The following is a 24,250-nucleotide window of genomic DNA, read 5'->3' as shown; positions in this document are numbered from 1 at the left end:
TGATCACCCTTCGTCGAGGAGCAGCTGGACGTCGCGCGCGAGGTCGGCCTGCGAGACCTCGTGGCTCCAGTAGACCGGCACCTGGTCGTCGTCGTCCAAGGCCATCACCTGGGTGCCGTGGGTCACGTCGTAGCCGCCACTGGGGAGCTTCTCGCCCTGCTCGACGCCGATCCCGATGGACTGGGCGACCTCGACGATGTCGTCGAGGTCACCGGTCAGCCCGAGGAAGTCGGCGTCGAACTTCGTGGCGTACCGCTCGACGACGGCCTCGTCGTCACGCTGAGGGTCCGTCGTGACGAACACGACGTCGACGTCCTCACGGTCGGCATCGTCCAGGCGGGTCATCGTCCCGGCCAGGGTGGCCATCACCTGGCCGCAGATGTCCGGGCAGTGGGTGTAGCCGAAGAAGACCAGTGTCAGGGGCTTCTCGGTGTCGTCGGCCAGGCTGTAGGGCTCCCCGCCCGGGTCGACCAGGGGCGTCGCCGAGACCTCGAAGGTGCCGTCGTCGAGGCGGGTGCCGGACACGTCGCCGGGCGTGGCCGCCGGCGATCCACCGCATGCGCTGAGGATCCCTGCCAGCAGGAGACCGACGATCGGGAGCGCTCCTCGCTCAGCCACGACGTACCCCCTCGGCGAGGTCCTCGGCCAGGGCACGCAGCGAGGCGAGGCCGGCTTCCTCGTCACCGGGGTGGTCGAGGATCGTGCGCACGAACGCGGAGCCGACGATGACCCCGTCTGCGTAGGCCGCGATCTCGGCTGCCTGCACCCCGTTGCTGACGCCGAGGCCGACCCCGATCGGCAGGTCGGTGGTGGTGCGAGCACGGGCCACGAGCGGCTCCGCGAGGCCCGAGGTGCTCGACCGGGCCCCGGTCACTCCCATCACGGCGGCGGCGTAGACGAACCCGCGGCAGGCGGCGGTGGTCATGGCGATGCGCTCGTCGGTCGAGCTCGGAGCAAGCAGGAACACCTTGTCGAGACCGTGGGCGTCAGCGGCTGCGATCCAGTCGGGACTGTGGTCCGGGGTGATGTCAGGGGTGATCAGCCCTGCTCCCCCGGCACTCGCGAAGTCAGCGGCCCAGCGCTCCACCCCGTAGCGCTCGATGGGGTTCCAGTAGGTCATGACGAGGGTCGGCACGCCGGTCGCGGCCACCGCCTCGACCACACGCAGGACGTCGGTGGTGCGGACGCCTCGGTCCAGGGCCTGCTGGGCGGCGGCCTGCACGGTCGGGCCGTCCATCACCGGATCGCTGTAGGGCAGCCCGATCTCGATGACGTCGCAGCCGGCGTCGACCATGGTCCGCAAGGCGGTGATCGACCCTTCGACCGTCGGGAACCCGGCAGGCAGGTAGCCGACGAGGGCGGCCCGGCCGTCGGCCGCGGACTTGTCGAAGGCGTCCTTCGCCGAGGTCACTCCGCCCCCTCCTGGGACGCACCGGGGCCGCCGAGGCCGAACCACTCGATGGCGGTGCCCATGTCCTTGTCGCCGCGACCGCTCAGGTTGATGAGGACCGTCGCGTCCGGTCCCTTCTCGGCTCCCAGTCGCCGGGCGACGCCCAGCGCACCGGCGACCGCGTGCGCCGACTCGATGGCCGGGATGATCCCCTCGGTGCGGCTCAGCAGTGCCATGGCCTCCATCGCCTCGGCGTCCGTGACGGGGGTGTACGACGCCCGTCCCGACGCGGCGAGCAGCGCATGCTGCGGGCCGACCCCGGGGTAGTCGAGCCCGGCCGAGATGGAGTGGGACTCCACCGTCTGCCCGTCCTCGTCCTGGAGCACGAAGGTGCGTGCACCGTGGAGGACGCCGGCCGCCCCGGCGTGGATCGTCGCTGCGTGCCGTCCGGTCTCGATGCCGTCCCCGCCCGGCTCGAACCCGTGGATCTCCACGTCCTCGTCCTCGAGGAACGCGGTGAACAACCCGATCGCGTTGGACCCCCCGCCGACACACGCGGCGACGGCGTCGGGAAGGACGCCGTACTGGTCGAGGCACTGCTGGCGCGCCTCGTCCCCGATGCCGCGGCAGAAGTCGCGCACCATGCTCGGGAAGGGGTGCGGACCGGCTGCGGTGCCGAAGAGGTAGGCGGTGTGGTCGACCGTGGCGACCCACTCGCGAAGCGCCTCGTTGATCGCGTCCTTGAGCGTCGCGCTGCCGGAGTCGACGGGGACGACCGTGGCGCCCAGGAGCTGCATGCGGGCGACGTTGAGCGCCTGGCGACGGGTGTCGACCGCGCCCATGTAGACCGTGCAGTCGAGGTCGAAGTAGGCGGCAGCCGTGGCGCTGGCGACACCGTGCTGCCCGGCACCGGTCTCGGCGATGACGCGGCGCTTGCCCATCCTCTTGGTGAGCAGGGCCTGGCCCATCACGTTGCGGATCTTGTGGGCACCGGTGTGGTTGAGGTCCTCGCGCTTGAGGAGGACCCGGGCGCCGACCTGCGCCGAGAGCTTCTCGGCGTGGTAGAGGCGGCTCGGGGTCCCGGCGTAGTCGCGCAGCACCCGCTCGAACTCGTCCACGAAGGTGGCGTCGGCCATGGCGCCCTGCCAGGCGTCGGTGAGCTCGTCCAGGGCCGCGACGAGGGCCTCCGGCATGAAGCGGCCGCCCCAGCTCCCGCCGAAGTAGCCCCGGTCGTCGGCCTCGAAGGTCGTGCTGGGTCCACTCATGCGCGGCTCACTCCCGTCATCGTTCTCACTGCCGTCTCGGGGTCGCCGTCGCGCACCAGCGCCTCGCCCACCAGCACCACGTCGGCACCCTCGCCCACGAACCTCTCGACGTCGGCGAGCCCGGTGATCCCGGACTCGGCGACCCTGACCACGTCGCCGGGGATCAGCGGGGCCAGGCGTCCGAACGTGTCAGGGTCCACCTCGAGGGTCTTGAGGTTGCGCGAGTTGACGCCGACGAGCTCTGCGCCGACTCCCAGGGCCCGCTCGACCTCCGCCTCGTCGTGCGTCTCGACGAGCACGGTCAGGCCAAGCTCGCGGGCCTCGTCGTGCAGGCGACGAAGCGTGTCGTCGTCGAGTGCGGCCACGATCAGGAGCGCCAGGTCGGCGCCGGCGGCCCGGGCCTCGACGAGCTGGTAGCTCTCGACGATGAAGTCCTTGCGCAGGACGGGGACGTCCACCGCTGCGCGGACGGCTCGCAGGTCGCCGAGGCTGCCCCCGAAACGACGCTCCTCGGTGAGCACGGAGATCGCTGCTGCTCCCCCGCTCTGGTAGGCCGCAGCGAGCGCCGCAGGGTCGGGAATCTCGGCCAGCGCGCCCTTGCTGGGGCTCTTGCGCTTGACCTCGGCGATCACGCTCGAGCCGGGGGCTCGGAAGTGCGGCATGGGATCGCGCGGCGCGGGAGCGCCGTCGAGGTGAGTGCGGAGCCTGTCCAGCGGCATCTCCGCCTGTCGACGGGCCAGGTCCTCGCGGACACCGGCGACGATCTCATCGAGCACGGAACCGGTCGCACGCATGCGCCAACCCTCTCACCCGGTCCCAGAGCGCGCGGGGCCGGACTCAGTGACCGAGACCGCCGGGCCGGGAGCCTCGGTCGTGTCTCAGTGGTCGGTGGAGTTGAAGCCCAGCCTGGACATCACCAGGAACACGGGCAGCGCGATCGCGGCCAGCGCCAGCCCGACGTAGAGCATCGGCAGGTTGATGGGGGTCAGCATCAGCGCGATGCTCCCCACGACGAAGCCGACCATCGCGACAGCGACCGCGGTCCAGGCCGCGGGGGTGTTGCCGTGGTGTGCCATGGATGTGCTCCTTCGTCGACGTGCGGGTCCTGCGTGCGGCAGGAGTCTAGGCGGTCGGGTCGTGGCCTTCGTCCAGGGCCTTCCAGATGTCGAGGTTGGTCTCTGGCTCACGGAGGGGGGGCTCCCCCTGGGCAGGCGCGTCGTACCTCGCGCCCATCTCGGGCCAGGCGGCCACCAGGGCGACGGCCGCGACGGAGGCGACGACGACCACCACCGACGCCGCCAGGGCCACCCACCACCACCCGGTCACCGAGACCTGCGCGGTGGGGGCCGCGGCTGCCTCGCGCAGTGCCTGCGCCAGGGAGTCGTGCAGGGAGCCCCGCGCCAGGACGGTGGTCACCAGGAGCGCGACCGCCGCCAGCGCGCCCAGCACGGCGACCCCACGACGGAAGAGCCCTCTCGTCACCAGGAGGACTCCCCAGCAGGCCAGCACGAGAAGCGCCAGCGCGCCCGCGAGCGGCGACTGCTGGAAGGTGTCCAGCCGCAGGACAGACGTGAGCTCGTCACCGGCACTCGTGTCCACCGCACCCGCGGAGCCGCTCACCCAGGGCCGGTTGGCCGCCACGGCCGCGAGGACCCCTGCGGCCACCCCGACCAGCACGACCGGTCCGAAGGTGCGCCGTCGGTCGGGTGCTGCCACATCGGTCACGTGCGGGCGTCCTCGTCGAAGGACTTGAGCAGGTCGGCGTCGAAACAGGTGTGCCTCCCCGTGTGGCAGGCCGCCCCCTCCTGGTCGACCTTGAGCAGCACGGTGTCGCCGTCGCAGTCGAGGCGCACCTCGCGGACGCGCTGGTGGTGTCCGGAGGTCTCCCCCTTCACCCAGTACTCCTTGCGCGAGCGCGACCAGTAGGTGGCGCGCCCGGTCTCGAGAGTCCGTGCCAGCGCCTCGTCGTCGAGCCAGGCAAGCATCAGGACCTCTCCGGTGGAGTGCTCCTGGACGATGGCGGGCACGAGGCCGTCGGCGCTGCGCTTGAGCCGCTCGGCGACGGCGGGAGGAAGGTCGGTCACGGCTCCATGGTCTCAGGCTCGCGGGACGCCCAGGTCGCCGCACACTCGGCAGTGACCGGGCCCGGTGCCGGCAGCACGCGGGCGTCCCAGCGGCTGATCGCCTGGACGTCGCGAGTCGTGGACACGAGGAACGCCTCGCTCATCGTGGCCACGACCTCCTCGAGAGGCGCGTCGACCTCACGGGCGCCGCACCACTCGAGCACCAGGGCCCGGGTGACCCCGGCCAGGCAGCCGCTGTCGAGGGTGGGGGTGCGCAGCTCCCCGTCGACGACGTAGAAGACGTTGGACCCCGTGCCCTCGCACAGGTGCCCGAGCGTGTTCGCGAAGACCGCCTCGGAGGCGCCCTGCTCCTTCGCGTGGGCGAGAGCGATCACGTTGTCGGCGTACGACGTGGTCTTCAGGCCGGCGGTCGCCGCGCGCTCGTTGCGGGTCCACGGCACCGTGGCGACCTGCGTGGTGGGCGGAGCGGGCTCGAGGGGGCCGTGGACGACCACGAGGGTCGGCGGCCCCTCTCCCCGTGCCGAGCCCATGGGCGCCGGACCGGCGGTGAGCGTGATCCGCAAGCGGCCCAGGGGGTCGTCCACGCCCTCCAGCACGGCCGCCACCCCGAGCCGCACGGCACCGAGGTCCGGGGCGTCCAGGCCGAGGCCGACCGCGGACCGCTCCAGCCTCGCGAGATGACGCTCGAGGGCGAACGGCACGCCGTCCAGAGTCTTCACGGACTCGAACACGCCGTCGCCGACCGTCAGCCCGTGGTCGGTGACCGAGACCGCCGGGGCGTGGACGTCGTCGAGCAGGGCACCGTTCATCCACACGCGCATGCGCTTGAGCCTAGTGACGGTCGGCAGGTCGACGGTGTCGGGACACGGAAGAACCCGCCGCTCCGGGGATGGATCCTCGGACCGACGGGTTCTCGTTGGTGGGCGATACTGGGTTTGAACCAGTGACCTCTTCCGTGTCAAGGAAGCGCGCTACCGCTGCGCCAATCGCCCCTGTGTGATGCAGTGCGGGGTGGTGCTGTTGAGTTTTCTTTGCGAGGTGGGTACGGGATTTGAACCCGTGTAGACGGATTTGCAGTCCGTTGCCTCGCCTCTCGGCCAACCCACCGTGTAGGTCCAACTGCTGGAGGCTCGTAACTTACGGCGGAGACCTTCCGAGCGGACAACGAGACTCGAACTCGCGACCTCAACCTTGGCAAGGTTGCGCTCTACCAACTGAGCTATGTCCGCCTGCTCCCGAGGCCGGTTTCCCGTCCCTGAGCGCGAGAGGAACAGTAGCCCATGCGGTTTCGGGGGCCAAAATCGCCCCCCGGCGTGTCGACGGTCGAGGGTCAGAACTCGTAGCCGAACTCACGGATGGTGCGCGCGAAGTGCTGCGCCACGATCTCGGCGTCGCCGGGCCCGTAGAGGTCGCGGTAGTGCGGCCCGCTGCTCGCCTTCGCGTGCGGCAGGTCGAGGTCGATGCCGAACCGCTCCCCGAGGTCGACGACGGCCGCGCCGAGGTCCTCGTAGCGGTAGACGTGGTCCACTGCCACGGCACCGCCGAGCCGGTATAGGCGCTCGTTGCGTGCCAGCCGCCCGACCCTCGGCGAGCGTACGAACTCCGCGAAGGACTTCTCGAAGCCCTCCTTCCGGGCGCTGAAGCGCCAGGACGAGGCCACCACGTCGAACGGGTTCCGCTCGACCGCGAAGGTGAAGTAGTCGTCCCAGGTCGACCTCCCCACGACCTTGACCACCCGGCGGGCGGTCATGTGGGCGTAGCACGAGGGGTCGGTGTCGTGGTGCTGCGGCCCCCGGCCCCCCGCCTTGCGGCGAAGAACCTCGTCGTCAGGGCTGATGGGCGTGATGATGTCGTCGGGGCCGCAGTGCCGCGAGAGTGCGATCTCGAGGCTGGTGCCGGCCGTCTTGCGCGTCTTGATGAAGATGAAGCGGTGCTCGTGGGAGGCGATCAAACGGGTCAGGCCTCCTCGGCGAGGTCCTCGTTGTGGGTGCCGGGCCGAGGCGCCCAGGGCCGCTCCCGCGCGGGGCGTACGACGATGAGCCGGTCGCCGCGCGCCAGCAGCGAGACGACCGGGTCGAAGTAGCGGTGGACCTTCTCGTCGCGGACCACGGCGATGACCTGGTCCGGCAGCGACTGGGGCTGCTTGCCGACCTCGGTGACGAGGAGGTCGCGCTCGGCGACCTCGAGGCCCTCGCCGTAGGTGAGGAGGTCCTCCATGACCGAGCCCAGGGTGGGCGACATCGAGGAGAGCCCGAGCAGCCGCCCGACGGCGTCGGAGGACGTGATCACCGAGTCGGCGCCCGACTGGCGCATCAGGGGCACGTTGTCCTGCTCGCGCACCGAGGCCACGATCCAGGCGTCAGGGTTGAGCTGGCGCACGGTCAGGGTGACGAGGACGTTGGAGTCGTCCCGGTCGGTGGTGATGATGACGTGGGTCGCCTTGTCGACGCCGGCCTGCCGCAGCACTCCGCGGTGCGTGGCGTCTCCCAGGATCGCCGCCAGCCCGTCGCGGTTGGCCTCCCCGACCGCGAGCGAGGTGGGATCGACCACCACCACACCCTCCCGGTCGTAGCCGTTGCGCACGAGGGTGTCGATGGCGCTGCGGCCCTTGGTGCCGTAGCCGACGACGACGACGTGCTTGTCCATGTGTCTCCTCCACCGGGCCACCCGGAACATCTCTCGTCCCTGCGAGGCGAGCACCTCGAGGGTCGTGCCGATGAGCAGCACCAGGAACCCGATGCGCGCCGGCGTAATCAGGAACGCGTTGACGAGCCTCGCCTGCTCGCTGACGGGGGCGATGTCACCGTAACCGGTCGTGCTCAGCGTCACCGTGGTGTAGTAGATGGCGTCCGACAGGTCCACCTGACCGGTGGGGTCGTTGCCGTCGATGTATCCCTCGCGGTCGAACCACACGAGCAGGACCGTGCCGACCAGGATCGCCAACGCCGCCAGGAGCCGACGACCGAGCTCCCACCACGGCGATCGCTGGGTCGCCGGGAGGGCGACGCTTCCGGCGGTGGGTGGCGGGACGGACGACGACACGATCAGGAGTCTCGCACGCTCATCCGCTCGCGCAGCCGCTGCACGAGCTCGAGTCGGGCACGCGTCGTGTTCTTCTGGGGGAAGACGGTGTCGAACGCGGCGTTGACTGCTGCGCCGATGAGGACGGCGATCGCGAGCAGGTAGAGCCACAGCAGCACGGCGATGGGCGCGGCGAGCGGCCCGTAGATGGACCTCGACTCGGCCGCGGTGACCGTGAGCACCCAGCGGAGGACGAAGGAGCCCGCGATCCAGCAGAAGAGGGAGAACGTCGCGCCGGGGAGGTTGAAGCTCCAGTTGGTCCGCACCGGCACCGAGACGTGGTAGAGCGTCGCCAGGAAGCAGATGCACAGCACGATCACGATCGGCCAGTAGAGCTCGTTGAGGATGCTCAGCCTCTCGGGCAGCACCCGGTCGACCAGTCGAGGGCCGGCCACGACCAAGGGGATGCTGATGGCGCCGGTCACCATCGCCAGCGCGTAGAGCACGAACGACAGCGCCCGGGTGGCGACGATCCCCCGGTGTCCGCCGAGCCCGTGCATGATCGTGATCGTGTCGACGAAGACGTTCAGGGCGCGCGACCCTGACCACAGGGCCAGCACGAAGCCGATCGAGATGACGTCGTAGCGACCGCCTCGGAGGACGTCGTCGATCGTCGGCTCGATGATCTTGTTGACTGCTGAGTCGGTGAGCGCCTGCCTGGTCAGGTCGAGCACGGCATTGCGCACGTCGTCGATCTGGGCGGCGGTGAACTGGTCCCCCACGTAACCGACCGCGCCGGCCAGGGCGAAGATCAGCGGGGGCACCGAGAGCACCGCGAAGAACGCCGCCTCGGCCGCGAGCCCGGTCACCCGGTGCCTCATGCACGAGCCGACCGTGGTGACGATGATCCGCCACAGGTCCTCGCGCATGCCGCTCACGCTATCGACCCGGATCGTCCACATCGGGCACCGGTGGGCGTGGCGAGCGCCTACGGTGAAGCCATGTCCGACCAGCACACCGTCTCAGCACGCTCCTCGACCAACCAGGCACCGCCACTCGTCGGCCACGACGTCGTGACCAGCGACGTCGCGCTGGTCGAGGCCGTCACCCGTCACGGCTCGGCCGAGGTCCTCGACGACCTGGCCGACCTGGGGCGCGAGGCGGGCACCGAGGAGGCGCGGGAGCACGGGATGCTGGCCAACCAGCACCCGCCCGAGCTCACGTCGTACGACAGGTGGGGCAACCGCGTCGACGAGGTCCGCTTCCACCCCTCCTGGCACTGGTTGATGGAGCGCGCCGTCGGCCACGGCCTCCAGGCGGCCCCGTGGGAGCAGCAGGAGGCAGGCGCTCCCCACGCCCACCTCAGGCGCGCGGCCGGCTTCTTCGCCTGGGCCCAGACGGAGCCCGGTCACGGCTGTCCCATCTCCATGACCTACGCGGCTGTCCCCGCGCTGCGCGCTGACCCGGCGATCGCCAAGGAGTGGACTCCCCTCCTCGCCTCTCGTGACTACGACCCCGGCCTGCGGGCGCCCGGCGATAAGGCCGGCGTCCTGGCCGGCATGGGGATGACCGAGAAGCAGGGCGGATCCGACGTCCGCGCCAACCTCACTCGCGCAACCCCGACGAGCAACGACGGGTGGTACACCCTCCACGGCCACAAGTGGTTCACCTCCGCGCCGATGAACGACATGTTCCTCGTGCTCGCCCAGGCGGCGGGCGGTCTGACGTGCTTCGTGGTCCCGAGGATCCTTGCCGACCGCACGCGCAACCAGCTCGACGTGGTGCGCCTCAAGGACAAGCTGGGCAACCGCTCCAACGCCTCGAGCGAGATCGAGTTCGCCGGGACCCTGGCCCAGCGACTCGGCGACGAGGGGCGCGGTGTCCGGACGATCATCGAGATGGTGGCCGCGACCCGCCTCGACTGCGTGCTGGGGTCGGCAGCGCTCATGCGACACGCGCTGGCCGAGGCGTCCTGGCACGTCGCCCACCGCGAGGCCTTCGGCGGGCTCCTGGTCGACAAGCCGCTCATGCAGAACGTCGTCGCCGACCTCGCCGTGGAGTCCGAGGCCGCCACGGCCCTGGCGATGCGCCTGGCCTCCGCGGTCGACCATGCTCACGACCCGCGCGAGGCGGCGTTCCGCCGCATCGCCCTCCCGCTGGCCAAGTTCTGGGTGTGCAAGCGCACCCCGGCCATGGTGGCCGAGGCCCTCGAGTGCCTGGGAGGCAACGGCTACGTCGAGGACTCCGGCCTGCCGCTCATGTTCCGTGAGTCCCCGCTGAACTCGATCTGGGAGGGCTCGGGCAACGTCAACGCGCTCGACGTGCTGCGCGCACTGTCCCGGGACCCCGAGGTGCTCGACGCCCTCCTCAGCGAGATCGGGCTGGCGCGGGGCGGCGACTCCCGCCTCGACCGAGCCGTGGACGAGGCCCTGGCGATGCTCGGCGACACCGGTGCGCTCGAGGTCGGCGCCCGACGCCTGGCCGGCCGGCTGGCCGCCTGTCTCCAAGGCTCGCTCCTCGTGCGGTTCGCGCCCGCCGAGGTGGCCGACGCGTTCTGCGGCAGTCGCCTCGGGACGTCGTACGGCGGCACGTTCGGGACGCTGGACAGCGGCGGCCTGCGCTCAATCGTGGACCGCACGACGCCCACCACCTGAGCGACAGCCTCGACTCGTCGCACGTGGTCGCCCCCGCCCGAACGGGCCATGCGACTCGACCGATCGGCCGTCCTTCCGTGGATCGGTTGCGGGTGGACTGCCGACCTGCCTACCCTCCCGGGGAAAGGCGGGACCATGTCAGGCAGGGCGAGCAGCACACTCTTCACCGTCGGCACGTTGCTGCGGCACGCGCAGGACGCCGGCGCTGCCGTGCGCCTGCTGGTCTCCGGCGTCTGGCTGGACGGGACGATCGTCGGCGCGGACGGCCTGGGGGTGGTCCTGGACGACGGCGAGCTGCAGGTGCTGGTCCGGTTGGACGCGATCGTGGCCGTGTCGTTCTCGCGTGCCCAGATCGACGCTGCCGAGGGCGGAGCCGAGGACGACCAGGCCCGCACCGCGTGGGGCTCCGAGCGGGCGCCCATCGAGGCCGGACCCGTCGGCGGCTGACGGCTGGCACACACCCTGCGGTCTGCGCCCCCTCCGGCGGCGCCTGCATGCCATGATCGCCCTCGACCAGTCGTGAACCCAGGGGGACCCATGCGTCGCGCGCTCATCCTTGCCATCCTGCCGCCGCTGCTCGGCGCAGTCGTTCCCGTCGGCGCCGCCGAGGCAGCGGAGAAGCCGCGCTGCCACGGGAAGGTGGCGACGATCGTCGGCACCGACGGCTCCGACGAGATCAAGGGCACCTCGGGACGCGACGTCATCGTCGGCGGCGCCGGCAACGACGAGATCGACGGTCGAGGCGGGGCCGACGTCATCTGCGGCGCGGGTGGCTCCGACGAGCTGCGCGGCGGGGGCGGCGACGACCTGCTCGACGGGGGTCGCGACGAGCTCTACGACGACATCAAGTTCGGGCCTGAGCTGTACGGCGACACCCTCGTCCCCGGACCGGGGGACGACACGATCCACGCTGGCTGGGACCGGCGGCACCGCACCTACGGAGGCGACGCCGACACCGTGGAGCTCGGCGGCAAGCACGGCGTGACCGTCAGGCTCGGGGACCCGGGACGCTGGGGGAAGGCAAGGGGCGAGGGCCGCGACCGGATCAAGGGCCAGGCAGTCATCGCGATCCATGGCACGGACCACGACGACAAGATCATCGGCGCAGCCAGCGAAGACACCCTGGTCGGCAACGGGGGTGACGACCGCCTTTCCGGTGGAGCGGGCGACGACCGGCTGATCGACCGCTTCTACTTCGAGCGCGATCTCCCGTCCGGCACCGACGTGCTCGACGGCGGCCCGGGCAACGACTGGCTGGAAGCCTTCACCAACCCTGACCGGCTCCTCGGGGGAGACGGTGATGACCGGCTCACGTCCTCCCCCGGAGCATGCGTCGACCAGGACGGCGGGGCCGGTGACGACACGGTGACCCTCGAAGCCACCCGTGGCCGCTGGCTGGTCGTCGACGGTGGGGCGTCCGCGATCGACGACGCTGTCCCGTGCGGTTCGACGATCGCGTCCGAGAAGTACAGCCTCCGGGGCGAGGCGGTGAGCTATCGCGGCACCAACGGCCCCGACGACGTCGAGGTGTGGGCCGACACCGTCACCGCGTCGCTGCTCGGCGGGGACGACACCATCCGTACCGGCTTGGGGAACGACGTCATCGATGCCGGTCCCGGCATCGACACGGTGAACGCCCACGACGGAGTCGACGTCTGCGACAACGCCGAGACGGCACACAACTGTGAGTCCGGGGCCAACCTGCCCGTGCCCAGCTGCGAGGGGCGAACGGCCACGATCGTGGTCACCAGGTCATCCTCGGACTGGCCTCTCGCCGAGCCAGTCACGGGAACCCCGGGGGACGACGTCATCCTGGGCAGCGAGTACGACGACGTGATCGACGGCGGTGCCGGCAACGACGTCATCTGCGGCGGTGGTGGCTCCGACACGCTCACCGGTGGTGAGGGCGACGACCGGCTGCTCGGGGGCCTCGACGCCTACGTGCGCCTCGACTGGACCACTCCGTTCATGAGGGGTGACACGCTCGTGCCGGGACCCGGCAACGACCACCTCGACGGTGGGTGGGATCCCGACCAGCTGGTCCACGACTGGAGCGGCAGCACCCCCGACACGCTGGACTTCTCCAGCTCTCTCCACCCCATCACCGCCGACCTGGTCGCCGGCACCGTCACGGGTCAGGGATCCGACACGGTGAAGGGCGCCGAGCTGCAACGGCTGGTCGCGACGGCGTACGACGACCGCATCACGACCGGCCCCTCCGACGACCGGATCTCAGCGGGCGCCGGGTCGGACGTGGTCGACACCGGTGCCGGTGACGACCAGGTCTACACCGCCGCAGGCACGGACACAGTGGTCACCGGCGACGGCGACGATCACGTCCACGCCGACCAGGGCGCGGGCCCGGTGCGCATCGACACCGGCTCGGGCGACGACTCGGTGGAGGCCCACACCGCTGCCGTGCTGGACGGCGGAGCCGGCACGGACCGGCTCGAGCTCACCGCCGGGTCCTTGCGCGGGACCGTGACCATGGACGCTGGTGCGGGCACCCTCAGGGATCGTCGCGACCTCGACGTGGCCATCACCGGGTGGGAGGACTACACCTTCCACTCCCCCGAGGTGCCGTGGCGCTTCGTCGGCACCGGTCGTGCCGAGGAGGTCGTGGTCCGCGGCGCACGGCGGATCACCGCCCTGGGCCGGGGTGGGGATGACGTGCTCAAGGGGACGAGCGGAAGGGACCGCCTCGTCGGAGGCGCAGGACACGACGAGGCCTTCGGGCTCAAGGGCAAGGACGTGTGCGTCGGTGTCGAGGAGGCACGCAGCTGCGAGCGGACCCGCTAGCGACGACGCAGGGCGACCTCAGCCGAGCGCTGCGGCGACCACGTCGCGGGCCTCGGCCTGCACCTCGGCCAGGTGGCCGGCTCCCCGGAACGACTCGGCGTAGATCTTGTAGACGTCCTCGGTGCCGCTGGGCCGCGCCGCGAACCACGCCGACTCGGTGGTGACCTTGAGGCCACCGATCCTGGCTCCGTTGCCCGGCGCCTCGGTGAGCTTGGAGGTGATCTGCTCCCCCGCCAGCGAGGTCGCCGTCACGTCGTCGGGTGACAGCGCGGCGAGCCTCGCCTTCTGGTCGCGGTCCGCTGGAGCGTCGACGCGCGCATAGGCAGGCTCGCCGTGCTGCTCGGTGAGACGGGCATAGAGCTCGCTCGGAGTGCTCCCGGTGGTCGCCACGATCTCCGCCGCGAGCAGCGCTAGCAGGATGCCGTCCTTGTCGGTCGTCCAGACCGATCCGTCCCGGCGCAGGAACGACGCACCGGCCGACTCCTCCCCGCCGAAGCCGAACGAGCCGTCGAGGAGGCCCGGCACGAACCACTTGAAGCCGACGGGCACCTCGACCAGGTCCTTGCCGAGGGACGAGGCGACCCGGTCGATCATCGAGGACGACACGAGCGTCTTGCCGATGCGGGCACCGACAGGCCAGTCCGGACGGGCGCCGCCGAAGAGGTGCTGGATCGCGACGGCGAGGAAGTGGTTGGGGTTCATCAACCCGGCGTCAGGGGTGACGATGCCGTGCCGGTCGGCGTCGGCATCGTTGCCGGTGGCGATGTCGTACTCCGACCTGCGCGCCACCAGGGACGCCATCGCGCTCGGGGACGAGCAGTCCATCCGGATCCTGCCGTCCCAGTCGAGCGTCATGAACCGCCACGTCGGGTCCACCAGTGGGTTCACCACGGTGAGGTCGATCCCGTGACGATCGGCGACCTCGCCCCAGTAGTCGACGCTGGCACCGCCCAGCGGGTCTGCCCCGATGCGCACACCCGCCGCCTTCACCGCGGCCAGGTCGAGGACGCTGGGCAGGTCGTCGACGTAGGAGCCCAGGAAGTCGTACGACGACGACGCGGCGCGCGCCCGGGCGAAGGCGACGCGACGGACCCCCTCGAGGTTGCCGCGGACCAGCTCGTTGGCCCGCGCCGCGATCACGGAGGTGGCATCGGTGTCTGCCGGACCCCCGTGGGGAGGGTTGTACTTGAACCCGCCGTCGCTCGGAGGGTTGTGCGAAGGCGTCACGACGATGCCGTCAGCGAGGCCGGCGGAGCGTCCCGAGTTCGCGCGCAGGATCGCGTGGCTCACGGCCGGCGTCGGGGTGTAGCCGTCACGACTGTCGACGAGCACGGTGACGTCGTTGGCCGCGAGCACCTCCAGGGCCGTGGTCCACGCCGGCTCGGAGAGCGCGTGGGTGTCGCGGCCGAGGAAGAGTGGCCCGTCGTAGCCCTGCTCGCGCCGGTAGTCGCAGATGGCCTGCGTCGTAGCGGCGATGTGGAACTCGTTGAAGGAGCCGTCGGTCGCCCTGCCGCGATGTCCGCTCGTCCCGAACACCACCTGCTGCGCCGGGTCGTCCGGATCGGGCTCGACGGAGAAGTACGACGTCACCAGGTGGGCGACGTCGACGAGGTCCTCGGGCCCTGCGGGCTTTCCTGCTCGATCGGAGATGGCCATGAGGCCATCTTGGCGCGGAGGATGCGCTTCGTCGAAGAAGGGTTCTGCGCGAGTTGTCGATTCCGGGGCGCCTGGTCCGTCAAGGTGGTGAGGCCGCGCCCGCGGCCCATCATGCGCGAGGAGGCACAACCCCGATGAGTCGCTACCTGATCCTGCTGCCCGCCCCCGAGGCGGAGTGGGCCGCACTGCCCGAGTCCGAGCACGAGAAGGGTGTGCGATCGCACGTCCGGTTCCAGGAGGACCTGAAAGCAGGAGGGCACACCCTGGTCACGGTCAGCCCGCTCGAGCCCTCCGCCCTTGCCACGTCGATGCGGCCGGACGGTTCAGGCGGCGCCCTGGTCACGGACGGCCCGTTCACCGAGACAGCGGAGCAGGTGGTCGGCTTCTACCTCGTGGAGTCCGACGACGAGAGCGACCTGCGCGGGGCGTGCCAGCGCTTCGCCGCTCGTGGCGAGCACATCGAGTTCCGCAAGCTGGTCGAGTGATGCGCTACCTGTTCCTCGTCGCCTACGAGTCGTCCGACTGGGACGAGGCGAGCGAGGAGGTCCGCGAGCAGTACTACCGGGAGCACGAGGCGTTCTCGGCCTACGTCGCCGAGCACGGCACGGAGCACGGGTCTGCGGCCCTGGCCGAGCCTGACCAGGCAACGACCGTGCGACGACGGGACGGGGAGGTGCAGATCACCGACGGCCCCTTCGCCGAGACCGTCGAGATGATCGGCGGCTACTACGACGTCGAGCTCCCCGACCTGGACGCGGCGATCGAGGCAGCACAGCTCCTCCCTGCGGCCTACTCGATCGAGATCCGGCCCACGATCACCATCACCTGATGGACGACGTCCTGGGCGACACCGTCAACCAGGAGTGGGGTCGCATCTCGGCCCGGCTCCTGGCCCGGTTCAGGCGGCTCGACCTCGTCGAGGACGCGCTCGGCGACGCCGTCGAGGCGGCGGCACGGAGCTGGCCGGTCGACGGCGTCCCCGACAGCCCAGCGGCGTGGCTCACGACCGCCGCGCACCGCAGGGTGCTCGACCGACTGCGCCACGAGGCGGTCGCTCGTGGCGTCGAGCCGGAGCTGGTCATCCGAGCTGAGCACGCCCAGGCCGGAGCGACGGCCATGGCCGACCCCGGCGGGCTCGTGGAGGACGACCTTCTTCGCCTGGTGCTCATGTGTGCGCATCCGGCCCTGTCCACAGAGGCGGCCAGCGCCCTGTCGCTGCGGCTGGTCATGGGCGTGTCGACCCACGACATCGCGCGCCTGTTCCTGGTGCCGGAATCCACCATGGCCGCGCGCATCACTCGCGCCAAGCGGAAGATCAGCGGCGCCGGGATCCCGTTCACCGTGCCCGACGCCTCCGTGCTGCCCGACCGCCTCGACATCGTCGCGCAGACGGCCTACCTCGCCTTCACCGCCGGCTACTCCCCCGGCTCCGGCCCTGATCTCCTTCGTCCCGAGCTCTCGGGAGAGGCGATCCGCCTGGTGCGACTCGTGCGTGCCCTTCGCCCCGAGGAGCCAGTGCTCCTCGGCCTCCTCGCGCTGATGCTGCTGCAGCACTCCCGGCGCGACGCGCGCGTGCGTGCGGAGCGCCTGGTCCTGCTTGCCGACCAGGACAGGTCCGCCTGGCACCACGGCGAGGTCGCCGAGGCCCTGGGCCTCCTCCGTGACCCGGTGCTCACCCGACCGCTGACACGACAGGCGGCGTCGTACACGCTCCAGGCCCGCATCGCCGCCGAGCACGCGCTCGCACCCACGGCGAGTGAGACCCGTTGGGACCGCATCGTCTCGCTGTACGACGTGCTGCTCGAGGTGGCTCCGTCGCCCGGTGCGCGGCTGGCCCGCGCGGTCGCGGTCGCCGAGGACCGCGGCGCCGCCGCCGGGCTCGCGGCCCTGGAGGGAGTCGAGGTTCCGTCGACGCATCGTCTCGCAGCCGTGCGAGCCGAGCTCCTGTCACGCTCAGGTGACGTGCACGCCGCGCGCGCGGCGTACGACCAGGCCCTCGCCGCCTGCGCCAACGACGTCGAGCGGGCCCACCTCACCGAGAAGCGAGCCGCCCTGGGCCGGGCTCAGCCGAGGACGAGCCCCGGGTAGAGCGGGTGCTTGTCGAGCATCTCCGCCGAGGCGGCCTTGGTGCGCTCGGCGACGCCGTCACCGAGGACGTATGACGCCTTGCTCGGGCCGCCTGCCTTGGTCGTGCCGGCCTCGGTGTTGGACAGGACGTCGACGATCAGCTCGGCCACCTTGTCGAACTCGTCGTGGCCGAACCCCCGCGTCGTGAGCGCAGGGGTCCCGAGGCGGATGCCGGAGGTGTACCACGCACCGTTGGGGTCGGCCGGCACGGAGTTGCGGTTGGTGACGACACCCGCGTCGAGCAGGGCGGACTCGGCCTGTCGTCCGGTGAGGCCGAACGACGAGACGTCGAGCAGCACGATGTGGTTGTCGGTGCCGCCGGTGACCAGGGTGGCGTCACGCGTGAGGAAGCCCTCGGCGAGCGACTTGGCGTTGTCGGCGACCTGCTGGGCGTAGGCCTTGAACGAGGACTGGCGGGCCTCGGCGAACGCCACGGCCTTGGCGGCCATCACGTGCGACAGCGGGCCGCCGAGCACCATCGGGCACCCACGGTCGACGTCCGCGGCGAACTCCTCCTGGGCTAGCACCATGCCCCCACGCGGTCCGCGCAGCGACTTGTGGGTGGTGGTGGTGGTGATGTGGGCGTGCGGCACGGGGTCCTCGTCGCCGGTGAACACCTTTCCGGCGACGAGGCCGGCGAAGTGTGCCATGTCGACCATCAGCACTGCGCCCACCTCGTCGGCGATCTCGCGCATCCTGGCGAAGTCGACACGACGTGGGTAGGCGGAGTAGCCGGCGACGAGGACCAGCGGCTTGAACTCGCGCGCCTTGGCCGCGACCACGTCGTAGTCGAGCAGCCCGGTCTCGGGGTCGGTGCCGTACTGCTGCTGGTGGAACATCTTGCCGCTGATGTTGGGGCGGAACCCGTGCGTGAGGTGGCCTCCCGCGTCGAGGGACATCCCGAGCAGCCGCTGGTTGCCGAACTCGTGTCGCAGGGTCTCCCAGTCGGCCTCGGTCAGCTCGTTGACGTTCTTGGCCTGCATCTTCTCCAGGTAGGGCGACTCCACCCGGTTGGCGAGGATGGACCAGAAGGCCACCAGGTTGGCGTCGATGCCCGAGTGCGGCTGGACGTAGGCGTAGGGGGCCCCGAAGAGCTCTCGGGCGTGCTCCGCCGCGAGCGACTCCACCGTGTCGACGTTCTGGCAGCCGGCGTAGAAGCGGTGACCGACGGTGCCCTCGGCGTACTTGTCGCTGAACCAGGTCCCCATCGTGAGGAGGACGGCGGGTGACGCGTAGTTCTCCGACGCGATCAGCTTCAGGCTGCTCCGCTGGTCGGCGAGCTCCTGCCGCGTCGCGTCCGCGATCCTCGGCTCGACCTGGCCGATGACCTCGAGGGCCTGGGTGTACGCGCTGCTGACGAGAGAGTCGGTCATGGCGACAGCCTAGGGCCACGCGCACGCGAGGCGAGTGGGCGGGAGCCGTGTGACGTGGGCCTCACGATGAGCATCGTCCACGCGTGACAGCGCGACCACTGTCTCAGAATGTGGCTGCGGATCTCAGGACATGAGATTCCGTCTTGTGGCGACCGTGTCCACACCCTGAGACTTCTTGACATGGTCACCGCTGCAACGCAGACGCATCTCGTGGTACGACGCCATGTCGACCTGATGCGCACGCGCAGCATGATCTGTTGGCCCCGCTGAAACACGCCGCCCCTGCACCTCATCACCGCGCTCAACGACGCGCGCGGCCTCAGCGAACTAGGACCACTGCACCCATGCCTGACCTGCGCTTTCGGCCGGAGCCGGCCCAGCACACCGAGATACCGCGCCCCAAGCGCTCCGAGGGGCAGTGGGGCCTCGGCTACACCGAGCCCCTCAACAAGAACGAGCAGTCCAAGAAGGACGACGACCCGCTCAACGTGCGCAACCGCATCCTGGGCATCTACTCCAAGCGTGGCTTCGACTCCATCGACCCGGCAGACCTGCGCGGACGGTTCCGCTGGATGGGCCTCTACACCCAGCGCGCACCGGGCTTCGACGGCGGCAAGACCGCCATGCTCGAGGAGGAGGAGCTGGATGACCGCTTCTTCATGATGCGGGTGCGCACCGACGGCCAGGTGCTGGACGCGGACGCACTGCGCGCCCTGGGCGAGGTCTCCACGACCTATGCCCGCAACACCGCCGACATCACCGACCGCAACAACATCCAGTACCACTGGGTGGCGATCGAGAGCGTGCCAGCCATCTGGGAGCGCCTCGAGGCGGTCGGCCTCAGCACGCTGGAGGCGTGCGGCGACGGCCCCCGGCCCTTCCTCGGCTCCCCCGTGGCTGGAATCGCCAAGGACGAGATCATCGACGGCTCGCCCGCCCTTGCGGAGATCAAGCGCAGGGCGCTGGACAACCCGGCCTACTCCAACCTCCCCCGCAAGTTCAAGACTGCCCTGACCGGTCACCCGAGCCACGACGTGGCGCCCGAGATCAACGACGTCTCCTTCGTCGGCACCGTGCACCCCGAGCACGGCCCGGGCTTCGACCTGTGGGTCGGTGGCGGCCTGTCCACCAACCCCATGCTCGCGCACCAGCTCGGCGTGTGGATCCCGCTGGACGAGGTGGCCGACGCCTGGGAGGGCGTGGCCGGCATCTTCCGCGACTACGGCTACCGCCGGCTGCGCTCCAAGGCGCGGCTGAAGTTCCTGCTGGCCGACTGGGGCAAGGAGAAGTTCCGCGAGGTCCTCGAGAACGAGTACCTCCACCGCACCCTGGTCGACAACCCCTCACCCGCCGCGCCTGCGGTGCAGGGCGACCACATCGGCATCCACGAGCAGAAGGACGGCCGCTTCTACGTCGGAGCGGCACCGGTCGTGGGCCGCGTGGACGGAACCACCCTCGCTGCGCTGGGTGACCTCGTCGAGCGGTACGACGCGACCGGCGTGCGGCTCACGGCCTACCAGAAGCTCGTCGTGATCGGCGTCGCCGCCGACGACACCGAGGCCTTCGCGGACGACCTGGAGAAGATCGGCCTGACCGCCCGCCCGAGCGGCTGGCGGCGCGCGACGATGGCCTGCACCGGCATCGAGTTCTGCAAGCTGGCGATCGTCGACACCAAGGAGCGGGCGCGCAACCTGGTCACCGAGCTCGAGAAGCGGTTCCCCGACCTCGACACCACCATCTCCATCAACGTCAACGGCTGCCCCAATGCGTGCGCCCGCACCCAGGTCGCCGACATCGGGCTCAAGGGCCAGCTCGTCCTCGACGACGAGGGCAACCAGGTGGAGGGCTTCCAGGTGCACCTCGGGGGCGCCCTGGGCATGACTCCGGCGCTCGGCCGGAAGCTGCGTGCGCACAAGGTCACGAGCGCAGGGCTCGACGACTACGTCACCCGCGTCGTCGAGGCCTACCTCGCCGATCGCGCGCACGGTGAGTCGTTCGCCGCATGGGTCGCCCGGGCTGATGATCGCCTCCTGCGCGGGGAGCCCGAGGTCGCCTGATGAGTGAGCGCGCCGTGCCCTTCCACTGCCCCTACTGCGGGGACGAGAACCTGTTCCCCCACGAGGGGGCAGGCGCGTGGGAGTGCCGCTCGTGCCTGCGGGCCTTCTCGGTGAAGATGCTCGGGATGATCCGCCCCGCCGGCTCGGGTGGTGCCTCATGAGCGCGCTGACGCGTGCTGCGCGCGAGTTCCGCGGCACCCACACCGCCGGGCGTACGCCCGAGGAGCTTCGCGAGCTCGTCTCCCACGCCGGAGCCGAGCTGGAGCTCGCACCCGCCGAGGTCATCGTGGAGTGGGCGGTCGCGACGTTCGGCGAGCGGTTCTGCCTGACCTCCTCCATGGGGGACGCCGTCCTCGCCCACGTCGCATCGACCGTCGCTCCCGGCATCGACGTGGTCTTCCTCGACACCGGCTACCACTTCGCCGAGACCATCGGCACCCGTGACGCCGTGGAGGCGACCATGCCGGTCAACCTCATCACCATCACACCGAAACAGACCGTCGCCGAGCAGGACGCCGAGCACGGCAAGGACCTCTTCCAGCGCGACCCGGACGCGTGCTGCGCCCTTCGCAAGGTGGCGCCGCTCGCGGATGCCCTGGCCCGGTACGACGCCTGGGCCACCGGGCTGCGCCGTGCCGAGACCCACAACCGCGTGATCGCGCCCGTCATCGGCTGGGACGCCCGCAAGGGCAAGGTGAAGGTCTCGCCCCTGGCGCGGTGGAGCGACGAGCAGGTCGAGCGCTACATCGTCGAGAACAACATCCTGGTCAACCCGCTCGTGCACGACGGCTACCCCAGCATCGGCTGCTGGCCATGCACGCGGCGCGTGGCGCCGGGCGACGACCCGCGCAGCGGACGGTGGGCCGGCACGGCCAAGACCGAGTGCGGGATCCACTCATGACCTTCTTCCACACTTCGAGACGGTCGCAGCGCGACCTCCTCAGCACAAGCACTTCGAGACGGTCGCTGCGCGACCTCCTCAGCACAAGCGACAACGACGTCGAGCCCCTTTCACCCAGCACCAACTCGCACGATGGGAGGCACCCCTGATGGCTGCTCCTGCTCTGGTGGCCCTGGCCCACGGAAGCCGGGACCCTCGTTCGGCCGCCACGATCAAGGCCCTGGTGGCCGAGGTCAAGGCACTCCGGCCCGACCTGCGGATCGAGACTGCGTTCCTCGACCTCTCCAAGCCGTCCTTCCAGACGGTGGTGGACCGTCTGGTCAAGGCCGGGTTCGACGAGATCGTCGTCGTACCCCTGCTGCTGACCGAGGCCTACCACGCGAAGGTCGACGTCCCCGAGGCCATCGCGGAAGCGAGCGCACGACACTCCGGCCTGCGCATCCAGGCCTCCCGCATCCTCGGCATGGAGGCCGCCTTCCTCGAGGTGCTCGACGTCCGGCTGCGCGACGCCCTCAAGGCCGCTCGTGTGCGCGAGCTCGACGCCCTGGTCCTGGCCGCGGCCGGGTCCTCGGACCCGCTGGCCAACCAGTCGGTGGCACGCATCGCGCGCACGTGGGGCGCCCGGCACAAGCTGCCCGTCACCGCCGCCTACGCCTCCGCCGCACCTCCGGCTACCGGCGAGGCGGTGCGCGCCTTCCGGGCCGAGGGGAGGCGCCACATCGCCGTGGCGTCGTTCTTCCTCGCGCCGGGCACCCTGCCCGACCGGGCCGGCGAGCTGGCCCTCGAGGCAGGCGCCGTCGTCGTCTCCGACCCGCTCGGCGCCCACCCCGAGGTGGCACGCGCCGTGCTGGCCCGCTATGCCGTCGGAGCCGTCGAGCTGGTCCCCGTCTGAGGCGACGTACATCGACGCGCAGCCCGGTCAGCCGACGAGCTGCTCCAGCAGGCGCTCGAGCTGGCGGGCGGGATCGTCGGTGACGCCCCCGTGGACGGGGCCCGGCTGCAGGACGGTGCTGCGTGGGGCCTTGAGGAAGCCGAAGCGCTGCCCGGGCGACTGGCGGGCTGCCGCTCCCCCTCGGTCGTCACCTCGGCAGACACCTTCGACGAACGTGAGGGCCTCGCACACCTGGTCGAGGTCGAGCAGCGGGTCGAGCACGCGGAACCGGTCGCGATCGACGTGCCAGCGCACGTCGAGGAAGTCGGCGGACTGGCAGTGCAGCACCACTCCGACGTTGAGGAACTCCTCGCGGTCGGGTCGCGGGACACAGCGCAGCACGACGTACTGGTAGGACATCCTCATCGCAGCACTCCCGGCAGCCATGCGTCGCTCGCCAGGCGCGCGGACAGGAAGGCGACGTAGGCGCTGCGCAGCTCGTTCGGTGTCTCGCCACCCGGCACGGCCTCGAGCCAGGCGTCGGGCACCTCGGCGAGGATCTCGTCGAAGGCCGCCTCGCCGAGGCGATCGACCAGGTCTTCGTGCACCTGGGAGACGTGGCGAGCACAGGACTCGAAGACATGGCCGCTCACGTCCCACGGCTGCGCGGCGAACCTCGCCGGATCGCCGATGCCCCCGGTCCACCCGTGGTGGAAGTAGAGCGACGCACCGTGGTCGATGACCCACAGGTCGCCGTGCCACAGCAGCAGGTTGGGGTTGCGCCAGGAGCGGTCCACGTTGGCAGTGAACGCGTCCAGCCACAGCACGCGGGCGCCCTCCTCGTCGGACACTCCGAGCTGGGCGTCCACACCGAAGGCTCCGGGGAGGAAGTCGATCCCGAGGTTGGGGCCGGCGCTCGCGTTGAGGAGGTCCTGCACCTCCTCGTCGGCCTCGTAGCGAGCCAGCTCGGGGTCGAGGTCGAGGACCACGAGGCGCGGGGTGCGCAGGTCCAGACGTCGAGCCAGGCCGCTCGCGATCACCTCGGCGACGAGGACCCTCGCACCCTGGCCAGCACCGCGGAACTTGCACACGTAGGTCCCCAGGTCATCACCCTCCACGACGCCGGGCAGGCTGCCGCCCTCGCGCAACGGCGTGACGTAGCGCGTGACCGCGACGGTCGGCATCACCGGAGCGAGGCCTCCTCGGCGAGACGCGACTTCTCGGCGTTCACGTCGAACTCGGCGACCGGCCAGCGCAGGTCCATGCCCCGCAGGGTCTCCAGCAGGAGCTGGCCGACGGCGAGGTTGCGGAACCACTTCTTGTCGGCGGGCACGACGTACCACGGCGCGGCTTCGGTGTTGGTGCGCTCGAGCGCCACCTCGTAGGCAGTCCGGTAGTCGTCCCACAGGGCTCGCTCGTCGAGGTCCCCCGGGTTGTACTTCCAGTGCTTCTCCGGGTTGTCCAGGCGCTCCTGGAGCCTGTCCTTCTGCTCGTCGACGCTGATGTGCAGCATGCACTTGAGGACCGACGTGCCGCCTTCGACGAGCCGCTCCTCGAAGTCGTTGATCGCGGCGTAGCGACGCTCGATCTCCGCCGGGTCGGCGAGGTTCCTCACCTTGGCGATCAGCACGTCCTCGTAGTGCGACCTGTCGAACACGCCGATGTAGCCCGGCGACGGCACGGCCTTCTCGACCCGCCACAGGAAGTCGTGGGCCAGCTCCTCCTCGGTCGGGGCCTTGAAGCTGGTGATCCGGACGCCCTGGGGGTCGACGAGGCCGACCGTGTGGCGAAGTGTCCCGCCCTTCCCGCTGGTGTCCATTCCTTGGAGAACGAGCAGGACCCGGCGCTCGGAACCGGCCGTGCGCTCGGCCCACAGGCGCTCCTGCAGGTCGGCAAGCTCGTCGGCCATCGCTGCGAGCGCTGCCTTCCCGTCGGCCTTCTTCCCGGTGAACCCCGGGGCCGCGTCGGTCTCTCGGGAAGCCAGGTCGACCGGGCCCTGCGACAGCCGGATCTCCTCGACGATGCTGGACGTCATGACCCCATCATGGCCGA

At 70.7% G+C, this 24,250-nt stretch carries 26 protein-coding genes and 3 tRNA genes; 10 read left to right on the top strand and 19 right to left on the bottom strand.

Going from position 1 to position 24,250, the window contains the following annotated elements; genetic code table 11:
* Window positions 1-3: 3 nt before the first annotated feature.
* The 14 genes from EXE58_RS16305 to EXE58_RS16240 all read right to left on the bottom strand — a co-directional run bounded on the left by EXE58_RS16305 (window position 4) and on the right by EXE58_RS16240 (window position 8,689).
* On the bottom strand, window positions 4-618 hold the full coding sequence (locus EXE58_RS16305) for an SCO family protein (protein WP_135268839.1): 615 nt from the start codon (window positions 616-618) through the stop codon (window positions 4-6).
* Window positions 611-1,411 (bottom strand): tryptophan synthase subunit alpha, encoded by an 801-nt coding sequence (trpA, locus tag EXE58_RS16300; RefSeq protein ID WP_135268838.1) that lies wholly within the window; start codon window positions 1,409-1,411, stop codon window positions 611-613. Before trpA ends, EXE58_RS16305 begins: the two co-directional genes overlap by 8 nt.
* A complete protein-coding gene (gene trpB / locus EXE58_RS16295) occupies window positions 1,408-2,655 on the bottom strand; it encodes a tryptophan synthase subunit beta (RefSeq protein WP_135268837.1) in 1,248 nt (415 codons plus the stop codon). Before trpB ends, trpA begins: the two co-directional genes overlap by 4 nt.
* Window positions 2,652-3,449 carry an indole-3-glycerol phosphate synthase TrpC gene (gene trpC, locus EXE58_RS16290; RefSeq protein WP_135268836.1) on the bottom strand — a complete coding sequence of 266 codons (798 nt, stop codon included), beginning with the start codon at window positions 3,447-3,449 and terminating at the stop codon, window positions 2,652-2,654. The genes trpB and trpC overlap by 4 nt, the downstream gene beginning before the upstream one ends.
* Window positions 3,450-3,533: 84 nt before the next feature.
* Window positions 3,534-3,731, bottom strand: a complete 198-nt coding sequence (locus EXE58_RS16285; RefSeq protein WP_135268835.1) for an HGxxPAAW family protein — start codon at window positions 3,729-3,731, stop codon at window positions 3,534-3,536.
* A gap of 46 nt (window positions 3,732-3,777) precedes the next feature.
* Window positions 3,778-4,380 carry a Trp biosynthesis-associated membrane protein gene (locus EXE58_RS16280; RefSeq protein WP_167288958.1) on the bottom strand — a complete coding sequence of 201 codons (603 nt, stop codon included), beginning with the start codon at window positions 4,378-4,380 and terminating at the stop codon, window positions 3,778-3,780.
* Window positions 4,377-4,739: a phosphoribosyl-AMP cyclohydrolase gene (hisI, locus tag EXE58_RS16275; RefSeq protein ID WP_135268834.1), complete on the bottom strand. Its 363-nt coding sequence runs from the start codon at window positions 4,737-4,739 to the stop codon at window positions 4,377-4,379. Before hisI ends, EXE58_RS16280 begins: the two co-directional genes overlap by 4 nt.
* On the bottom strand, window positions 4,736-5,560 hold the full coding sequence (locus EXE58_RS16270) for an aminotransferase class IV (RefSeq protein ID WP_135268833.1): 825 nt from the start codon (window positions 5,558-5,560) through the stop codon (window positions 4,736-4,738). Before EXE58_RS16270 ends, hisI begins: the two co-directional genes overlap by 4 nt.
* A 96-nt stretch (window positions 5,561-5,656) precedes the next feature.
* Window positions 5,657-5,731, bottom strand: a tRNA-Val gene (locus tag EXE58_RS16265).
* A gap of 44 nt (window positions 5,732-5,775) precedes the next feature.
* Window positions 5,776-5,846, bottom strand: a tRNA-Cys gene (locus EXE58_RS16260).
* A 49-nt stretch (window positions 5,847-5,895) separates the two neighbouring features.
* Window positions 5,896-5,968 (bottom strand) — tRNA-Gly (locus EXE58_RS16255).
* A 101-nt stretch (window positions 5,969-6,069) separates the two neighbouring features.
* On the bottom strand, window positions 6,070-6,690 hold the full coding sequence (locus EXE58_RS16250) for a hypothetical protein (protein ID WP_135268832.1): 621 nt from the start codon (window positions 6,688-6,690) through the stop codon (window positions 6,070-6,072).
* Between the two features lie 5 nt (window positions 6,691-6,695).
* The gene (locus tag EXE58_RS16245) at window positions 6,696-7,781 is read right to left on the bottom strand and encodes a potassium channel family protein (RefSeq protein ID WP_244242268.1); all 1,086 of its coding nucleotides are present in this window, start codon (window positions 7,779-7,781) and stop codon (window positions 6,696-6,698) included.
* A gap of 2 nt (window positions 7,782-7,783) precedes the next feature.
* Complete coding sequence (locus EXE58_RS16240; RefSeq protein ID WP_244242267.1) at window positions 7,784-8,689, bottom strand: YihY/virulence factor BrkB family protein; 906 nt, start codon at window positions 8,687-8,689, stop codon at window positions 7,784-7,786.
* Window positions 8,690-8,761: 72 nt separating this feature from the next.
* Here EXE58_RS16240 and EXE58_RS16235 point away from each other — a divergent pair, with 72 nt between their 5' ends.
* From EXE58_RS16235 to EXE58_RS16225, 3 genes are all read left to right on the top strand, one after another.
* Complete coding sequence (locus EXE58_RS16235) at window positions 8,762-10,414, top strand: acyl-CoA dehydrogenase family protein (RefSeq protein ID WP_135268831.1); 1,653 nt, start codon at window positions 8,762-8,764, stop codon at window positions 10,412-10,414.
* A 135-nt stretch (window positions 10,415-10,549) separates the two neighbouring features.
* Window positions 10,550-10,861, top strand: coding sequence for a hypothetical protein (locus EXE58_RS16230; RefSeq protein WP_135268830.1), 312 nt, complete (start codon window positions 10,550-10,552; stop codon window positions 10,859-10,861).
* A gap of 90 nt (window positions 10,862-10,951) precedes the next feature.
* Entirely contained in the window at window positions 10,952-13,213 is a 2,262-nt protein-coding gene (locus EXE58_RS16225) for a calcium-binding protein (protein ID WP_135268829.1), read from the top strand.
* Window positions 13,214-13,231: 18 nt separating this feature from the next.
* On the opposite strand, the gene pgm is transcribed toward EXE58_RS16225, so the two are convergent.
* Window positions 13,232-14,869: a phosphoglucomutase (alpha-D-glucose-1,6-bisphosphate-dependent) gene (gene pgm / locus EXE58_RS16220; protein WP_135268828.1), complete on the bottom strand. Its 1,638-nt coding sequence runs from the start codon at window positions 14,867-14,869 to the stop codon at window positions 13,232-13,234.
* Window positions 14,870-15,003: 134 nt separating this feature from the next.
* Here pgm and EXE58_RS16215 point away from each other — a divergent pair, with 134 nt between their 5' ends.
* From EXE58_RS16215 to EXE58_RS16205, 3 genes are read left to right on the top strand one after another with little or no spacing between them, the layout of a single operon-like run.
* Complete coding sequence (locus EXE58_RS16215; RefSeq protein ID WP_135268827.1) at window positions 15,004-15,354, top strand: YciI family protein; 351 nt, start codon at window positions 15,004-15,006, stop codon at window positions 15,352-15,354.
* A complete protein-coding gene (locus EXE58_RS16210; protein ID WP_135269643.1) occupies window positions 15,354-15,698 on the top strand; it encodes a YciI family protein in 345 nt (114 codons plus the stop codon). The genes EXE58_RS16215 and EXE58_RS16210 overlap by 1 nt, the downstream gene beginning before the upstream one ends.
* Window positions 15,698-16,957: an RNA polymerase sigma factor gene (locus tag EXE58_RS16205; protein ID WP_135268826.1), complete on the top strand. Its 1,260-nt coding sequence runs from the start codon at window positions 15,698-15,700 to the stop codon at window positions 16,955-16,957. Before EXE58_RS16210 ends, EXE58_RS16205 begins: the two co-directional genes overlap by 1 nt.
* Here the strand turns inward: EXE58_RS16205 and EXE58_RS16200 are convergent.
* A complete protein-coding gene (locus EXE58_RS16200; RefSeq protein ID WP_135268825.1) occupies window positions 16,933-18,369 on the bottom strand; it encodes a glycine hydroxymethyltransferase in 1,437 nt (478 codons plus the stop codon). The two genes, EXE58_RS16205 and EXE58_RS16200, sit on opposite strands and share 25 nt — an antisense overlap.
* 344 nt (window positions 18,370-18,713) lie before the next feature.
* Between EXE58_RS16200 and EXE58_RS16195 the strand changes: the two genes are divergently transcribed.
* From EXE58_RS16195 to EXE58_RS16180, 4 genes are all read left to right on the top strand, one after another.
* Window positions 18,714-20,426: a nitrite/sulfite reductase gene (locus tag EXE58_RS16195; RefSeq protein WP_135268824.1), complete on the top strand. Its 1,713-nt coding sequence runs from the start codon at window positions 18,714-18,716 to the stop codon at window positions 20,424-20,426.
* Window positions 20,426-20,587: an Insertion element protein gene (locus tag EXE58_RS16190; RefSeq protein ID WP_135268823.1), complete on the top strand. Its 162-nt coding sequence runs from the start codon at window positions 20,426-20,428 to the stop codon at window positions 20,585-20,587. The genes EXE58_RS16195 and EXE58_RS16190 overlap by 1 nt, the downstream gene beginning before the upstream one ends.
* On the top strand, window positions 20,584-21,327 hold the full coding sequence (locus EXE58_RS16185; protein WP_135268822.1) for a phosphoadenylyl-sulfate reductase: 744 nt from the start codon (window positions 20,584-20,586) through the stop codon (window positions 21,325-21,327). Before EXE58_RS16190 ends, EXE58_RS16185 begins: the two co-directional genes overlap by 4 nt.
* Window positions 21,328-21,475: 148 nt before the next feature.
* The gene (locus EXE58_RS16180; protein ID WP_135268821.1) at window positions 21,476-22,219 is read left to right on the top strand and encodes a sirohydrochlorin chelatase; all 744 of its coding nucleotides are present in this window, start codon (window positions 21,476-21,478) and stop codon (window positions 22,217-22,219) included.
* 27 nt (window positions 22,220-22,246) lie between these two features.
* Here EXE58_RS16180 and EXE58_RS16175 read toward each other — a convergent pair whose 3' ends face one another.
* From EXE58_RS16175 to EXE58_RS16165, 3 genes are read right to left on the bottom strand one after another with little or no spacing between them, the layout of a single operon-like run.
* Window positions 22,247-22,624, bottom strand: coding sequence for a DUF3037 domain-containing protein (locus EXE58_RS16175; RefSeq protein WP_244242266.1), 378 nt, complete (start codon window positions 22,622-22,624; stop codon window positions 22,247-22,249).
* A complete protein-coding gene (locus EXE58_RS16170) occupies window positions 22,621-23,382 on the bottom strand; it encodes a HipA family kinase (RefSeq protein ID WP_135269641.1) in 762 nt (253 codons plus the stop codon). The genes EXE58_RS16175 and EXE58_RS16170 overlap by 4 nt, the downstream gene beginning before the upstream one ends.
* Complete coding sequence (locus EXE58_RS16165) at window positions 23,382-24,233, bottom strand: polyphosphate kinase 2 family protein (RefSeq protein ID WP_135268820.1); 852 nt, start codon at window positions 24,231-24,233, stop codon at window positions 23,382-23,384. Before EXE58_RS16165 ends, EXE58_RS16170 begins: the two co-directional genes overlap by 1 nt.
* Between the last annotated feature and the right edge of the window lie 17 nt (window positions 24,234-24,250).

This window comes from Nocardioides seonyuensis (assembly GCF_004683965.1).
GTDB lineage: Bacteria > Actinomycetota > Actinomycetes > Propionibacteriales > Nocardioidaceae > Nocardioides > Nocardioides seonyuensis.
The sequence above is the reverse complement of the archived record's forward strand: the minus strand, read 5'-3'. Positions and strand labels throughout refer to the sequence as shown.

What these genes read in the sequence shown, in the direction of transcription:
- trpB (WP_135268837.1), bottom strand. Translation starts at nt 2,655, where the DNA reads ATGAGTGGACCCAGCACGACCTTCGAGGCCGACGACCGGGGCTACTTC.
- trpC (WP_135268836.1), bottom strand. Translation starts at nt 3,449, where the DNA reads ATGCGTGCGACCGGTTCCGTGCTCGATGAGATCGTCGCCGGTGTCCGC.
- EXE58_RS16285 (WP_135268835.1), bottom strand. Translation starts at nt 3,731, where the DNA reads ATGGCACACCACGGCAACACCCCCGCGGCCTGGACCGCGGTCGCTGTC.
- EXE58_RS16270 (WP_135268833.1), bottom strand. Translation starts at nt 5,560, where the DNA reads ATGCGCGTGTGGATGAACGGTGCCCTGCTCGACGACGTCCACGCCCCG.
- EXE58_RS16240 (WP_244242267.1), bottom strand. Translation starts at nt 8,689, where the DNA reads ATGCGCGAGGACCTGTGGCGGATCATCGTCACCACGGTCGGCTCGTGC.
- EXE58_RS16235 (WP_135268831.1), top strand. Translation starts at nt 8,762, where the DNA reads ATGTCCGACCAGCACACCGTCTCAGCACGCTCCTCGACCAACCAGGCA.
- EXE58_RS16230 (WP_135268830.1), top strand. Translation starts at nt 10,550, where the DNA reads ATGTCAGGCAGGGCGAGCAGCACACTCTTCACCGTCGGCACGTTGCTG.
- EXE58_RS16225 (WP_135268829.1), top strand. Translation starts at nt 10,952, where the DNA reads ATGCGTCGCGCGCTCATCCTTGCCATCCTGCCGCCGCTGCTCGGCGCA.
- pgm (WP_135268828.1), bottom strand. Translation starts at nt 14,869, where the DNA reads ATGGCCATCTCCGATCGAGCAGGAAAGCCCGCAGGGCCCGAGGACCTC.
- EXE58_RS16215 (WP_135268827.1), top strand. Translation starts at nt 15,004, where the DNA reads ATGAGTCGCTACCTGATCCTGCTGCCCGCCCCCGAGGCGGAGTGGGCC.
- EXE58_RS16210 (WP_135269643.1), top strand. Translation starts at nt 15,354, where the DNA reads ATGCGCTACCTGTTCCTCGTCGCCTACGAGTCGTCCGACTGGGACGAG.
- EXE58_RS16205 (WP_135268826.1), top strand. Translation starts at nt 15,698, where the DNA reads ATGGACGACGTCCTGGGCGACACCGTCAACCAGGAGTGGGGTCGCATC.
- EXE58_RS16200 (WP_135268825.1), bottom strand. Translation starts at nt 18,369, where the DNA reads ATGACCGACTCTCTCGTCAGCAGCGCGTACACCCAGGCCCTCGAGGTC.
- EXE58_RS16195 (WP_135268824.1), top strand. Translation starts at nt 18,714, where the DNA reads ATGCCTGACCTGCGCTTTCGGCCGGAGCCGGCCCAGCACACCGAGATA.
- EXE58_RS16190 (WP_135268823.1), top strand. Translation starts at nt 20,426, where the DNA reads ATGAGTGAGCGCGCCGTGCCCTTCCACTGCCCCTACTGCGGGGACGAG.
- EXE58_RS16185 (WP_135268822.1), top strand. Translation starts at nt 20,584, where the DNA reads ATGAGCGCGCTGACGCGTGCTGCGCGCGAGTTCCGCGGCACCCACACC.
- EXE58_RS16180 (WP_135268821.1), top strand. Translation starts at nt 21,476, where the DNA reads ATGGCTGCTCCTGCTCTGGTGGCCCTGGCCCACGGAAGCCGGGACCCT.
- EXE58_RS16175 (WP_244242266.1), bottom strand. Translation starts at nt 22,624, where the DNA reads ATGAGGATGTCCTACCAGTACGTCGTGCTGCGCTGTGTCCCGCGACCC.
- EXE58_RS16170 (WP_135269641.1), bottom strand. Translation starts at nt 23,382, where the DNA reads ATGCCGACCGTCGCGGTCACGCGCTACGTCACGCCGTTGCGCGAGGGC.
- EXE58_RS16165 (WP_135268820.1), bottom strand. Translation starts at nt 24,233, where the DNA reads ATGACGTCCAGCATCGTCGAGGAGATCCGGCTGTCGCAGGGCCCGGTC.